The following is a 12,611-nucleotide window of genomic DNA, read 5'->3' as shown; positions in this document are numbered from 1 at the left end:
GAACGCCTTGGCGCTCCTCCTCCTCGACCCGAACCTGACCTCCGAGCAGGGCCACCATCTCGCCTACGACCTGCGCATCGCGCGCGAGGCGGTGCGCCGCGGACAGGCCGCGACGATCATGGCCAACCGCGCCTTCGCCGGCGGGGTCGTGGACGGCGTGCGCATCCTCCCCTTCTTCACCGAGACCTGCTACGGCGCCGGCGCCGCCCAGCTCGACCCGATCGCCGGCCGCTTCGACGAGTTCCGCCATCTGAACGACGTCCTCGCCGAGGACCTCGCGCGCCTGCCCCGCACCGACCTGACCGCCGCCGACTGCGTGCTCGTGCCGACGGTGAGCGAGAACCACCTGCTCGGCTACGTCACCTGGATGCGGAGCTTCGGCGCGCTCGACGCGCCGCTCTTCGTCGTGCACCTGATGCTGCCCTCCGGCCTCGCCGTCGCCGATGCGGCCGATCCCGGCGACGTGGTGGACGCGCAGCGGGCGCTCTACTACCGCCTCGCCTTCCGCGCCGCGCGCGAGCCGGGCGGGCCGGCGATCCGCTTCTTCGCCAGCGGCCGGCAGCATGCGGCGGAGTTCACGCGCCTCGCGGGCTACGAGGTCCCGCCGCATCCGGTGCCGATCGCGCCCGCGCCCGGACCGGCGGCGGCCGAGGGGCCGCACCGCCGCCTGCTGCTCTTCGCCGGCGACGCCAAGATCGAGAAGGGGCTCGCGCTGGTGCCGGAACTCGCCCGGCGGCTCTGCGCCGCGCACCCCGACTGGACCTTCGTCGTCCACGCCAACCCGGAGATCGCCTGGGGCCCGGCGCGCGAGGCGCTGGAGGAGGTCGCCCGCATCGCCGCGCGCCTCGGCAACCTCGAGCTCGGCCTCGGCCGGCTCGAGGAGGCGCAATACCAGGCGCTGCTCGAGGGGGTGGACGCCGTGCTGTTCACCTACGATCCCGCGCACTACGGGCGGAAGTCCTCGGGCGTGCTGTGGGAGGCGATCAGCCTCGGCCGGCCGGTGATCGTGCCGGCCGACACCTGGCTCGAGGCGGAGGCGCGCGCCTGGGGGGCGGGCTACGTGCCCTACGCGCCCTACGGCGCCGCGGGCGCGGCGGCCGCCTTCGCCGCCGCGCTCCCGCGCCTCTCCGGCCTCGCCCGGGCCTCCGCCGAGGCGGGGGCGCGATGGCGGGCGGAGAACGGTGCCGGCGCGCTGTTCGACCAGTTGGGCCGGCTCTGGGCGGCGCGGCTGCTCGCCGCGGGCCTCGCCGCCCGGCCGCGCGAGGTGGCGCTCGATCTCGCCGGCATCCGCACGCCGGGCTGGCATGCCGTGGAGCGGGCCGGCGGCGCCGCGGTGCGCTGGACCGGCCAGGAGGCGGTGCTGCGCTTCGACTGGCCGCACCGCGCCGCCTGGGAGCTGGAGATCGCGGTCCGCGGCCATTTCGGCGTCGAGCAGCTGGAAGGCCTCACCGCGCGCATCGGCGGCCCCGGCACGCCGGCGGCGGAGCACCCCTCGCCGCTCGCCGTCTCGGTCCGGCACGGCGACGGCGACGGCACGGCGATCGTGACCGTCGCCGGACCGGCGGCCGCCGGCGCCGGCGGCACCGCGAGCGCCGCCGTCGGGCCGGTCGAGATCACGCTCGGTCTGCCCTTCACCCGCCGCCCGCCGGGCGAGCGGCGGGACCTCGGCATCCTGGTCGGGGGCCTCCGGCTGCGGCCGTCGCGCGGCGCCCGCGGCGCGCCCGCGATGGCGACGCGCCGGACCGGCGTCGCCGGGCATCCCCCGGCCGCCGCGGCCTGGGCGCGCGGCACGCCACTCGGCGACGGCAGCTTCGTGGTCGGCCCGGTGCTGTCGGGCGACCTGTCGGCCACCCCCGACCATCCGGTCTGGCTGAGCCTGCGCCTGCACTGTCCGGACGGCCCGGCGGCGGCGCGCCGGCTCGCACTCTGGGTCAACGGCATCCCGGTCCGGCTCGAGCTGGACCCGGGACCGCCGGGCGGCGACGCCACGACCTGGGAGGGGCTTGCGCGGATCCCCGCCGCGGTGCTGCGACGCGGCGGGGCGGTGTCCGCCTGGGACCTCTGCGATACGCGCCCGGAGGCGGAGAGCCTGGCCGGCCGCGAGGTCCGTCTGCTTGCGGTCGAGGCCCGGGCCGCCGGCGACGCGGCATTGCCGGCCTGGCCGCCGGCGGATGCCGTGGAAGGCGCCCCGGGCGACACCCCGCCGGCCGCGGCAACCCGGGACCGCGATGGGGCGGCCGAGACGCCTGCGGGGGCGGACGCGGCGGCCTCGCCCGAGGCGGTCCCCGGCGCGGCGGCGCAGGGCCGCGGCTCGCCCGCGACGGACGCCTTCGACGGCGCGGCGCCGGGCGCCACAGACCCCGGCGGCGGGCCGCCCGATCCGGCGGCGGCGCCGCCGCCTCCGCTTCGCCTGCGCTGGGACCTCAGCCGCGGCTTCGGCCCGCTCGAGGGTCCGTTCCCGGAGATCGGCCTCTCCGACCAGGTCCGCTGGATCACCGCCCGTGCCGCCGGCCTCGTCATCGAGGCGCGCGAGCCGGGCGCGGCGACGCTGCGCCTGCGCTACCGCAGCCCCATCCCTGGTCAGAGCGCCGAGGTCCTGGTCAACGCGACTCCCGGCGCGCCGCTCCGCTTCGACGGCAGCGGCCGCCTCGACCAGGCAGGCGAGGCGGCGCTGCCGCTCGACCTGCGCGCCGGACCGAACGTCGTCGCGCTCGCCTTCGCGGAGACGGTGCGCGAGCCGGGCAGCGAGCGCGAGCTGGTGCTGCTGCTGGAACGCGTCGAGCTCGACTGACCGCCGCGGCGTCGGTCGCCGGCCGACGCCGCGGCCGCGAGCGCGGCCGGCCGCCCAGGCGGCCAAGCCGGGGGCGAGCGAGAGGTGCGCGCCCGGCGCCCGCGGGGCCGGCCGATGTCTCGGACCCGACCGCTGCCGGCGCCAGGTGCGCCGGGGGCGTCCCGCGGTCAGACCGAGAGGAATCCCATCCGCCGCCCCTCCAGCATCAGGCCGGTGAGCGCGCCGCCGTAGATCGCGCCGGTGTCGATGCCGATGCGGTGCGGCAGCACCTCCGGCACCGCGCAGGGCGTGTGGCCGTGCACCACCACCAGTTCCAGTTCGCCGTCGAAGCTCAGGAACGGCTCGCGGATCCAGACCAGGTCGAACGGGTCCTGGCGGTCGAGCGGCACGCCCGGGCGCACCCCGGCGTGGACGAACAGGTAGCCGCCCGCCCGCCAGGACAGCGCGCAGCCGCGGAGGAAGTCGAGGTGCTCCCGCGGCACCCGCTCCCAGCTCCCGGCGTCCTCGATCTCGACGCCGTAGCTCGCCAGCGTCGCGGCGCCGCCGTTGTCGAGCCAGAAGCCGATCGCGCCGGGCGCCGAGCGCGGGTCGAAGGCGTCCAGCATCATGATCTCGTGGTTGCCCACGAGGTTGACCGTCTCCGCCCCGGGCAGCGGCGGCGGGCCGCGCAGCAGGCGCTCGACCACGGCGGCGCTGTCGGGGCCGCGGTCCACGTAGTCGCCGAGATGCACCAGCACGGTGCGCGCCACGGGTGGGCGGCGCGCGGCATCCCGCCGGATCGCCTCATGCAGGGCGGCGAGGCGGTCGTCGCAGCCATGCACGTCGCCCACCGCGTAGATGCGCAGCCCCGGCGGCAGCGCGGCGGGCGCTAGGGTTTCGTTCAGCATGCGCTGGCACCCTAGCCGAAGCCGCCCCGTCCCGTCCCCGATCGCGACCCCGGCCCCAACCAGGACCAATGGCATTCCCCGCTGCGGCAGCAAGATCGTCCCGGGAAGCGTCGCGCATGCCGGCGGCGGGAGGGAGATGCGGGCGGGAGACGACGGGGGTCGCGCTGAACCTGTCCGCGGCACCGGCGGGAGCGGTGCGGGCGGCGCATCGCCGCGTGGCGCGCGCGCTCCTGGCCGCGGAGGCGCGCCGCCTCGGCGGGGCGGCACGGCTGGCGGAGGAGGACGCCGCGGGCGGCGATCCGGCACTGCTCGGCGTGCCCGAGGGCGAGGCCCGGCGCGTCGCCGCGCTGCTCGAGCGCCTGTTCGGCCCCGCGGTGGCGCCGGGACTGACCGAGATCCGGCGGGAGCCCGATGGTCCGGACCTCGTGTTCCGCGCGCCCCGGCCGGACCCGGAGCCGCAGCGGCGCGCGCTCGCCGGACTCGACGGCCGGATCGCCGCGCTGCCCCTCTCCCGCGTTCTGCGGCGGGAGACGTTGCTGCGGCTGCGGCCGGGGGAGCCGCCGGCGCTCGCCGGGCTCCGCCTTGGCGTCGAGACGGAGGCGCTGGCGGCTGCGCTCGGCCCCGACGCCGCCGAGGATGCCGATCTCCTCGGCCATGCGGAGGAGAGGCTGGCGCTGCGGCTCGTCTCCGCAGTCGCCGACCCGGCGGAACGGCGGGCCCTGCTCGGCGGCGCCGAGTCGGCGGCGCCGCTGTTCCTCGCGCTGCCTCCGGACGCCGCCAGGGAGGCGGCGGCGCGTCCCGGCGGCAGCGGGCTCGGCGGCGGTCCGCCCGGCGGCATCGTGCTGATGCTGCCGCTGGCGGCCATCGCGGAGCGGGCGGGACTGCCCGCGGCCGGCCCGCTGGCGATCGCGCTCGATGGCCTCGACGCCGAGACGCTCGGCCTGATCGCGCCGGACGCCGGGGTCCTCGCCGCTGCGGACCGGCTCGCCCTGCGCTGGTCGCCGCGCCTGGCCGAGGACCGCGCCGCGGCGGCCGCGCTGCGCCGCCTCGACCCCGCACGGCTGCTGCTGCTCGGCTGCGACGGAACCGAGGCGCTGGATTGGGGCGCCGCCCAGGGCATCGAGCGCTTCGGCGGGCCGTGGGTCGGGCGGATGCTCGCCGCCGCGCGCCGCCTGGCCTGCCGCCACGCCGCCGCCTGCGTCCTGGCCGACTGCGCCGCACGGGCCTCCGCTACCGACGCGGCAGGCCGCGCGGGCTGCGCCGATCTCCGGCTGCTCGCCGCGACGCCGCTGCCGCCCGGGGGAGATCCCCCGGCGTGACGCTCGCCGCCGGCGCCGATCCGGAGAGCCCCGCGCAGCCGTTCGACGACGGCCCCCGGGTCGTCTCCGCCGTCCTCCCACCGCCTCGGCTGGAAGCGGTCGAGCTGGTCGCGCTGGTGCGCGGGGCCGTCGCCGCGGGGGTCGCGCGTCAGGCGCTTCTGCTCCGCCTCTCCGCGCTGCGCCGCGGCCGCCACGCGCCTCGCGACCGGCTGCTGCGCGAGGCGCTGGCGCCGCTGCGCCGGCATCCGCGCATCCGTGTCTGCGACCTTCCGAACGGCGATGTGGTGGCGCTCGGCGCGCTCCATGCGCCGCAACTCGAGACCGCCCATCACGTGCTGCGCACCATGCTCGACGAGGCACCGGGGCCGGACGAACCGGCGCCGGGGGCGCCACTGCTCCGCCTGCACCGGCTGCCGGAGGAGGCGGCGGCGGTCCTCGCCGCCGTCGAGGAGGGGCTCGGCCTCTCCGCGGCCGCGCCGGGCGCGGCGGACGCCGCTCTCCGCGCGGCCGCCACGGTGCCGGCGGCGCGGCGGCCGCTCGATAGCGCCACCCTGGCCGCGGCGGAGCGCGCCCTGGCCATGGTGGACCTCGCCCCCTTCCTCCGCCGCCAGACGATCTGCCGGCTCGCTCCGGACCCCGGCGCCGCGCCGGAGCCGCTCTGGGAGGAACGCCGGGTCTCGCTGCCCGAGGTCGGTGCGGCGCTCCTGCCGCGGACCGATCTCGCCGCCGCGCCGCGCCTCGCGCACCGGCTGCGCCGGGCGCTCGACCGGCGGCTCCTGACGGAGCTGGCGCGGCCGGAGGAGCTGCGCGACCTGCGGCGACCGCTGCTGCTGCCGCTCGCCCTCGAGAGCGTCACCGCGGAGGCGTTCCTCCGCTTCGACGCGCTGTTCCCCTCGGACCTGCGGGCGGGGGGCGGCCTGGCCGTCGCGCTCCCCGCCGAGGACGCGCTGCGCGACCCCCCCGGCTATGCCTTCGCGCGGGATTTCCTGCGCCTGCGCGGGCACCGGGTGGTCCTCGACCTGCCCGACCTCGCCCTCGCCGCGCTGCTGCCGCCGCCGCGCGCCCGGTTCGACCTGCTGCGCCTCGCCGCCGGGTCGGCACCGCCGGCGGCCGGGCGCGCCGCGGCGGTGCTGCGGCCGGGCGCGGCCCCGCCCATCGAGCCCGGACGGGCGGTGCTGGCCGGGGTCGAGCGTCCCTCGACCGTCGCCTGGGGATGGGAAATGGGCATCACGCTGTTCCAGGGCCGGCTGATCGAGCGCCGCCGGATCGGGCGGTAGCGCCGCAGCGTGCCGGCATCGCCGCGCGCGGCTTGGCGGGCCGGCGGGCGGGGCCTATCCCTCCGCCATGGACGGGCCCGCCCTGCTGGTCGAACACCTCACCAAGCGTTACGAGGGCGCGACCGCGCCGGCCGTGGACGGCCTCTCCTTCGCCATGCCGCGTGGCGCGACCTGGGGCCTGCTCGGGGGCAACGGCGCCGGCAAGACGACGACCATCGCCATGCTGCTCGGCATCCTGGTGCCGAGCGCGGGGCGCGTGCGCGCGCTCGGCCACGACATGGCGGGCGAGGAGCGCTTCGCGGCGCTGGCGCGGATGAACTTCTCCTCCCCCTACGTGGCGCTGCCGCAGCGCCTGAGCGTGATCGAGAACCTGCGCGTCTATGCCCACCTCTACACCGTGCCGCGCGCGGAGCGGCGCATCGCCGAGCTCGCCGATCAGCTCCAGCTCGGCGACCTCCTGCACCGGCCGGCGGGCGCGCTCTCGGCCGGGCAGAAGACGCGCGTCGCGCTGGCCAAGGCGCTGATCAACCGTCCCGAGCTGCTGCTGCTCGACGAGCCGACCGCGAGCCTCGACCCGGACACCGGCGACTGGGTGCGCGGCTGGCTCGAGCGCTACCGGGCGGAAAGCGGCGCCGCCATCCTCCTCGCCAGCCACAACATGGGCGAGGTGGAGCGGCTGTGCGGGCACGTGCTGATGCTCAAGCAGGGCCGCATCGTGGACCAGGGCAGCCCGGCGGCGCTGCTCTCGCGATACGGCCGCGACGACCTGGAAGAGGTGTTCCTCGACATCGCCCGCGACCGGCGGCGGGCGCGGGCGGCGGCGGAGTGAGCTCGTGACGGGCGGCGCGGCGCGGCGGATCTGGGGCCTCGCCTACCGGCACCTGGCGCTGTTCCGGCGCTCCTGGCCGCGGCTGCTCGAGCTGATGTACTGGCCGACGCTGGAGATGCTGGTCTGGGGCTTCGTCTCGTCCTACCTCGCCGGCGTGCATGCGGCCGGCGACGCGGGGGGCGCCGGGGCGGTCGTGGCCGGGCTGCTGCTCGGCGGCGCGCTGCTGTGGGAAGTGACGCTGCGCAGCCAGATGGGCTTCACCCTCTCCTTCATGGAGGAGATCTGGAGCCGCAACCTCGGTCACATCTTCGTCTCGCCGCTGCGGCCGCGCGAGCTTCTGGCCGGGCTGATGGCGCTCTCGGTCGCGCGCACGCTGGTCGGCGTGCTGCCGGCGGTCGGGCTCGCCTGGTGGCTCTACGGCTACGGGCTGTTCGCGGCGGGGCCGGTGGTGGTGGCGTTCTGGGCGGCGCTGATGGTGATGGGCTGGGCGGTGGCGCTCGGCGTCACGGCGCTGATCCTGCGCCACGGCGCGGGGGCGGAGGCGCTGGCCTGGTCGGTGGTGTTCGGCCTGACGCCGTTCTGCGCCGTGTTCTATCCGGTGGCCACGCTGCCCGAGTGGCTGCGGCCGGTCGCCTGGGCGCTTCCCGCGGCCCACGTCTTCGAGGGCCTGCGCGCGGCGAGCGGGGAGGGGGCGCGGATCGCCTGGGAGCACCTCGCCGCCGCCTTCGCGCTCGACCTGGCCTGGCTCGCGGCGATGGCGTGGGTGTTCCTGTGGCAGTTCCGGCGGGCGCGGGTGCGCGGCGCCCTGCTCACCATGGGGGAGTAGGGCCGGGTCCGGCGCCCACCTCCGCGCCGGGCGGGGGCGGATCCCCCGGCCCGCGCGCCGCGCCGCTTCCGGAACCCGGATTTCCCCTTCTTCGCGCGCTGCGCCGGCGCCTTCCGCGGCTGCGGCTCCCTGCGAAGGTCAGGCGGAGTTTGCGCCGGCCTCCGCCCGCCAGGGGTACCGGGCCGAACGGCTCCGTTCCGGCCGCGGCTTGGAGCCGTTTTCGCTCGGCCGTGCCCGCTGCACGGCTCCAGCTCGTGGTCCGCCAGCAGGTCCACGCTTCCGGCTGTTTCCAGCCGTCTGCGGTCTGTTCTCGGTCTGCGCGCTCGAGCCGGTCGCGCTCGCCAATGGCGCCCGGCGCGGCGGCACGCCGGCCGCGACCGAGCGGGCCGGCCCTCCCACGCCGCCCCGGAACCGAATAGAAGGCGGACGTGCCCCCCGCCATCACCCGCTTCTTCCTCGTCCGCCACGCGCTCGTGGAGCCCTCCGCGCGCGCGGTGCTGTACGGGGCGATGGACGTCGCGCTCTGCGACCTCGCGCTGCGGCAGGAGGCGGCGCTCTACCGCTGGCTCGCGGCGCGGCTGCCGCAGCCGGCGCGCTGGTTCGTCACCCACCTCTCGCGCACCCGCGCCACCGCGGCCGCGATCTTCGCCGCCGGCTACCCGGAGCAGCCGCTCGAGGAGGAACCGGACTTCGCCGAGCAGCATCTCGGCGAGTGGCAGGGAATCCCGCACGACGCGCTGCCGGCGCTGCTCACCCTGCCGCCCCACCCGTTCTGGCCCCATGCGGGCGAGGAACGGCCGCCCGGGGGGGAGAGCTTCCGCGACGTGCTCGCCCGGGTCGGCGGGGCGCTCGAGCGCATCTCGCATCTGCTCGAGGGCGAGGACGTGGTGGTGATCGCGCATGGCGGCTCGATCCGCGCCGCGCTCGCGCACGCGATCGGGCTGACGCCGCACCAGGCGCTGCACTTCTCGATCCGCAACCTGTCGCTGACGCGGCTGGAGAAGCACGGCACCGACTGGCGCGTCGCCGCGGTGAACGAGGAGCCCTGGACCATGCCGGCGGAGGGGCGCGACGGGGGCACGACCTGATGTGCCGCCGCCGCCCCCCTGCGCGCGTCGCCGGCCGATGGCCGAACCCGGTCTTGCATTCGTCGCGATCGGATTCGTATAATGATAGTTGATCAAGGGCTTGGGGGGAAAGCTTCATGCGCCGTCTGGTGATCCTGGCGGGCCTGCGCGTCGCCGCGCTCGCGACCCTCCTGCTCGCCATCCCGGCCGCCGCGCGCGCCCAGGCCGAGCAGCAGGCGCTGGTGGACCGCGCCACCCTCGCGGTGCAGGAGATCATGCAGGCGGACCGGCCGACCGAGGCGGCGAATTTCCTCCGCCGCGCCCGCGCGGTGATGGTCTGCCCGCGCGTGTTCCGCGCCGGATTCATCTTCGGCGGGGAGGGCGGGGATTGCGTGCTGCTCGCGCGCGACGGCGCCGGCTCCTGGTCCTCGCCGGCCTTCTACGGGATCGCCTCGGGCAGCTTCGGGCTGCAGATCGGCGTGCAGGACGCGCAGGTGATGATGATCATCCTCACCGAGCGGGGCCTGAATGCGCTGCTCGACAGCCAGTTCAAGATCAGCGCCGACGCCTCGGTCGCGATCGCCCACATCGGCGCAGGCATCGAAGGCGGGACGACGGCGGCGGTCGGCGCGGACATCGTGACCTTCGCGCGGGCGCGCGGCCTGTATGCGGGGCTGACGCTGGAAGGCTCGATCCTGACCCAGCGCAGCGCATGGAACCGCGCCTATTACGGGCGGGACGTCTCGCCGCGCCAGATCGTGGTCGAGATGGCCGTGCACAACCCGGGCTCGGACCCGCTGCGCGGCGTGCTGCTGCGCTTCGGCGGGGCGCAGGCGCCGATGGGCATGGCGCCGCCGTCCGGCGCGATGGGCGGCGGCCAGTTCCCCGGGGCCCCGCCACCCCATGGCGGCATGGTGGGCAGCGGCGGCCCTGCGATGCCCGGCACCGTGGAGCGCGAAAGCCTCCCGCCGCCGCCCGGCGGCGCGGTGCGCTGAGGGCGGGAACGCGGCGCGGTGTCCGCCGGCCCGGGCCGACCCCGGGCCGACGCTGCCGCGGAGGCCGGGCGCCCGACCGCCCGGTCAGCGGCCCGGCGGCAGCGGCGCCTTGTCGGGATGGTTGCAGTGCGCCCGCGCCACGCAGCGCCAGCACTCGGGCATCCGCGCCTTGCAGACGTGCCGCCCATGGAGGATCAGCCAGTGGTGCGCGTCGCGCAACAGCTCTGGGGGGCAGCGTCGGACCAACATGTCCTCGACCTCGCGCGGGGTCCGGCCGGGGGCGAGGCCGGTGCGGTTGCCGAGTCGGAAGATGTGCGTGTCCACCGCCATGGTGCTCTCGCCGAAGGCGACGTTGAGCACGACGTTGGCGGTCTTGCGCCCGACGCCCGGCAGCGCTTCCAGCGCCTCGCGGTCGCGCGGGACCTCGCCGCCGTGGCGCTCCACCAGCAGGCGCGAGAGTGCGGCGACGTTCCGCGCCTTGGCCTGCCAGAGCCCGATGCTGCGGATGTAGGGGGCGATCCCGTCCTCGCCGAGCGCCGCCATCGCCGCCGGCGTGGGGGCGGCGGCGAACAGCGCGGGGGTCGCGCGGTTGACCGCCGCGTCGGTGGTCTGCGCGGAGAGGACCACGGCGACCAGCAGCGTGAAGGGGTCGCGGTACTCGAGCTCGGTTCGCGGCGACGGGTTGGCGGCGGCGAGGGCGCGGATGAAGGCCGTCGCCTGGGCCTGGGACATTGGCGGGGCAGGGCGGAGCGCGGCTAGGCGGCGGCGCGCGACCGCTCCCGCCGCGGCGCGGGCATGGGCCCCGCCGGGCGAGGCCGCGCGTGGCGCCTCCCCGGCCGTGGCGGGCATGGCCGGTAGGGCGCCGTCCGCGGGCGGCGGGGCGGCGGCCGTCGCCGCTCCGGCGCGCCGCCGGCGGGTGGCGGGCCGGGGGCGTCGGCCTGCGGCAGGGCGGGGAGGGGACATCGGCCGTGCTGGGTGGCAGGATGGCGGGTGGCGAGACGCCAAGCCCTAACCCATCTCCGCTGGCGATGTCAGTCCCCCCGCCCCCTCGGGCCGAGCCCGTCCTGTTCGAGGCGGTCATCACGCCGGCGCGCAGCCTGGACCGCGCGTCGGCGCGGATGGTCGCGCTGCTGCTCGCCCTGCCGGTCGCGGCGACGGCGGCGATGTTCGCCTGGCTCGGCGCGTGGCCGGTGATGGGCTTCATGGGGGCGGAGCTCGGCCTGGTGCTCGGGCTCCTCGCGCGCCATCATCGCCGCAGCGCGCGGCAGATCGAGATCGTTCAGCTCGCCGCGGGACGCCTGACGGTGACGCGCCATGACGGGCGTGGCCGGCGCGAGGAGGCCGCGCTCGATCCCTACTGGTCGCGCGTGTCGCTGCGCGAGCGGGCCGGCACCGCCTGCGAGCTGCGGCTGACCGCGCCGCGCGGGCCCTCGGTCGAGATCGGGCGCTGCCTCGGCGACGCCGAGCGGCGCGAGCTGGCCGCCGCCCTCGCGGCGGCGCTGCGACGCTACCGGGAACCGCGCTTCGACAATCCCCAGCTCCGCGACTGACCGGCCGACCGCCGCTCCGCCGGGCGCCCCGCGCGTCCGCTTGCGGCGCCGCGGCCCGCGCCCCAGGATCGGCCCGCGAGGCGCGGAGGCGGGGAGAACGCATGGAGGGCGGGAATGCGGCGGCGCCGGCGGGCCGAGCGGCGCCCCGTCCCGGCGGCGGCGCGGGCGAGCCGCCCTTCCTCGGCGGCGACGGGCTGGCCACGCTACTGATCGCCTGCCTCGTGGCGCTGCTCGCGGCGGGGACCAGCCTGTTCGCCGCCTACTGGCACGTGCTGCGGGTCGCCCGTTCCGCCACGGCTGAGACGCCGCGCGCGGCGGCGCCGCGGCGCGCCATCGTGCTCGGCCTGCGGCTGCCGCGCGACGGCATGCCCTGCGCCGCCTTCCGCGCGCGGCTGGACCGCGCCGCGGCGCTGGCCCGGCGCGAGCCCGCGCTGACCGTCGTGCTGCTCGGCGGCGCCACGCGGGCGGGCGCGCCGACGGAGGCGGAGGCGGGGCGGCGCTACCTGCTGGCCGCCGGCCTCGACGCGGCGCGCATCGGCGTCGAGGCGCGCTCGCGCCATACGCTCGAGAACCTGCGCAACTTCCGCGCCGACTGGGGTGCGGGCCGGGCCGCCGCCCCCGACCTGCTGGTCACCAGCCGATACCACCTCGCGCGCGCGGCGATGATGGCGCGCGGCCTCGGCCTCGCCGTCGCGCCCTGCGCGGCGGAGGAGAGGTTCCGCGCCGCGCCCGGGGTTCTCGCGCGGATCGCGGCCGAGGCGTTCCTCGTGCACTGGTACCTGGTCGGGCGCGGCTTCGCGCGGCTGGTCAACCATCGGGGCATGCTGGCGCGGATCGGGTAGTGCCGCGGCGCCGCCGCGCCGCGAATGCGGACCGCGCGGCCGAGGCGAGGGTCCCACCCCTGCCGGGCCGGCCGCCGGCGGGCCGCGCGGAGTCCGCGGTTGAAGCCCGGGACGGCGGGCGATAGCGTGCCGGACCCGGATGGCGAGGATCGCCGTAGGCGCGCCGCCCGGCGATCCGGTCCTGCTGCGTGCCCGGTCCCGCGCCGGCCGCGCGCGGCCGGCCGAACG

At 77.7% G+C, this 12,611-nt stretch carries 11 protein-coding genes; 9 read left to right on the top strand and 2 right to left on the bottom strand.

Annotated elements, in window-relative coordinates; genetic code table 11:
• The first annotated feature begins 7 nt into the window (after positions 1-7).
• Positions 8-2,791, top strand: coding sequence for a hypothetical protein (locus IEX99_RS06890; protein ID WP_188899273.1), 2,784 nt, complete (start codon positions 8-10; stop codon positions 2,789-2,791).
• Between the two features lie 167 nt (positions 2,792-2,958).
• Here the strand turns inward: IEX99_RS06890 and IEX99_RS06885 are convergent, their stop codons facing one another.
• Entirely contained in the window at positions 2,959-3,678 is a 720-nt protein-coding gene (locus IEX99_RS06885; RefSeq protein WP_188899272.1) for a metallophosphoesterase family protein, read from the bottom strand.
• Positions 3,679-3,893: 215 nt separating this feature from the next.
• On the opposite strand from IEX99_RS06885, the gene IEX99_RS06880 reads away from it, so the two are divergent.
• The 6 genes from IEX99_RS06880 to IEX99_RS06855 all read left to right on the top strand — a co-directional run bounded on the left by IEX99_RS06880 (position 3,894) and on the right by IEX99_RS06855 (position 9,991).
• The gene (locus tag IEX99_RS06880) at positions 3,894-4,997 is read left to right on the top strand and encodes a hypothetical protein (protein WP_188899271.1); all 1,104 of its coding nucleotides are present in this window, start codon (positions 3,894-3,896) and stop codon (positions 4,995-4,997) included.
• Entirely contained in the window at positions 4,994-6,274 is a 1,281-nt protein-coding gene (locus tag IEX99_RS06875; RefSeq protein ID WP_188899270.1) for a hypothetical protein, read from the top strand. The genes IEX99_RS06880 and IEX99_RS06875 overlap by 4 nt, the downstream gene beginning before the upstream one ends.
• Before the next feature lie 67 nt (positions 6,275-6,341).
• A complete protein-coding gene (locus tag IEX99_RS06870; RefSeq protein WP_188899269.1) occupies positions 6,342-7,103 on the top strand; it encodes an ABC transporter ATP-binding protein in 762 nt (253 codons plus the stop codon).
• A gap of 4 nt (positions 7,104-7,107) precedes the next feature.
• Complete coding sequence (locus IEX99_RS06865) at positions 7,108-7,929, top strand: ABC transporter permease (RefSeq protein WP_188899268.1); 822 nt, start codon at positions 7,108-7,110, stop codon at positions 7,927-7,929.
• Between the two features lie 428 nt (positions 7,930-8,357).
• Positions 8,358-9,017: a histidine phosphatase family protein gene (locus tag IEX99_RS06860; RefSeq protein ID WP_229677851.1), complete on the top strand. Its 660-nt coding sequence runs from the start codon at positions 8,358-8,360 to the stop codon at positions 9,015-9,017.
• 116 nt (positions 9,018-9,133) lie between these two features.
• A complete protein-coding gene (locus IEX99_RS06855; protein WP_188899267.1) occupies positions 9,134-9,991 on the top strand; it encodes a lipid-binding SYLF domain-containing protein in 858 nt (285 codons plus the stop codon).
• 84 nt (positions 9,992-10,075) lie between these two features.
• Here IEX99_RS06855 and nth read toward each other — a convergent pair whose 3' ends face one another.
• Positions 10,076-10,723, bottom strand: coding sequence for an endonuclease III (gene nth, locus IEX99_RS06850; protein ID WP_188899266.1), 648 nt, complete (start codon positions 10,721-10,723; stop codon positions 10,076-10,078).
• A 296-nt stretch (positions 10,724-11,019) separates the two neighbouring features.
• Between nth and IEX99_RS06845 the strand changes: the two genes are divergently transcribed.
• Positions 11,020-11,541: a DUF2244 domain-containing protein gene (locus tag IEX99_RS06845; protein ID WP_188899265.1), complete on the top strand. Its 522-nt coding sequence runs from the start codon at positions 11,020-11,022 to the stop codon at positions 11,539-11,541.
• Between the two features lie 101 nt (positions 11,542-11,642).
• Complete coding sequence (locus tag IEX99_RS06840; protein WP_188899264.1) at positions 11,643-12,383, top strand: YdcF family protein; 741 nt, start codon at positions 11,643-11,645, stop codon at positions 12,381-12,383.
• Positions 12,384-12,611 lie beyond the last annotated feature (228 nt).

The organism is Caldovatus sediminis, from assembly GCF_014644455.1.
In the GTDB taxonomy this organism is placed as follows: domain Bacteria; phylum Pseudomonadota; class Alphaproteobacteria; order Acetobacterales; family Acetobacteraceae; genus Caldovatus; species Caldovatus sediminis.
The sequence above is the reverse complement of the archived record's forward strand: the minus strand, read 5'-3'. Positions and strand labels throughout refer to the sequence as shown.

Excerpts from the sequence above, each read along its gene's own strand:
- IEX99_RS06885 (WP_188899272.1), bottom strand. The coding sequence starts at position 3,678 with ATGCTGAACGAAACCCTAGCGCCCGCCGCGCTGCCGCCGGGGCTGCGC.
- IEX99_RS06870 (WP_188899269.1), top strand. The coding sequence starts at position 6,342 with ATGGACGGGCCCGCCCTGCTGGTCGAACACCTCACCAAGCGTTACGAG.
- IEX99_RS06855 (WP_188899267.1), top strand. The coding sequence starts at position 9,134 with ATGCGCCGTCTGGTGATCCTGGCGGGCCTGCGCGTCGCCGCGCTCGCG.
- nth (WP_188899266.1), bottom strand. The coding sequence starts at position 10,723 with ATGTCCCAGGCCCAGGCGACGGCCTTCATCCGCGCCCTCGCCGCCGCC.
- IEX99_RS06845 (WP_188899265.1), top strand. The coding sequence starts at position 11,020 with ATGTCAGTCCCCCCGCCCCCTCGGGCCGAGCCCGTCCTGTTCGAGGCG.
- IEX99_RS06840 (WP_188899264.1), top strand. The coding sequence starts at position 11,643 with ATGGAGGGCGGGAATGCGGCGGCGCCGGCGGGCCGAGCGGCGCCCCGT.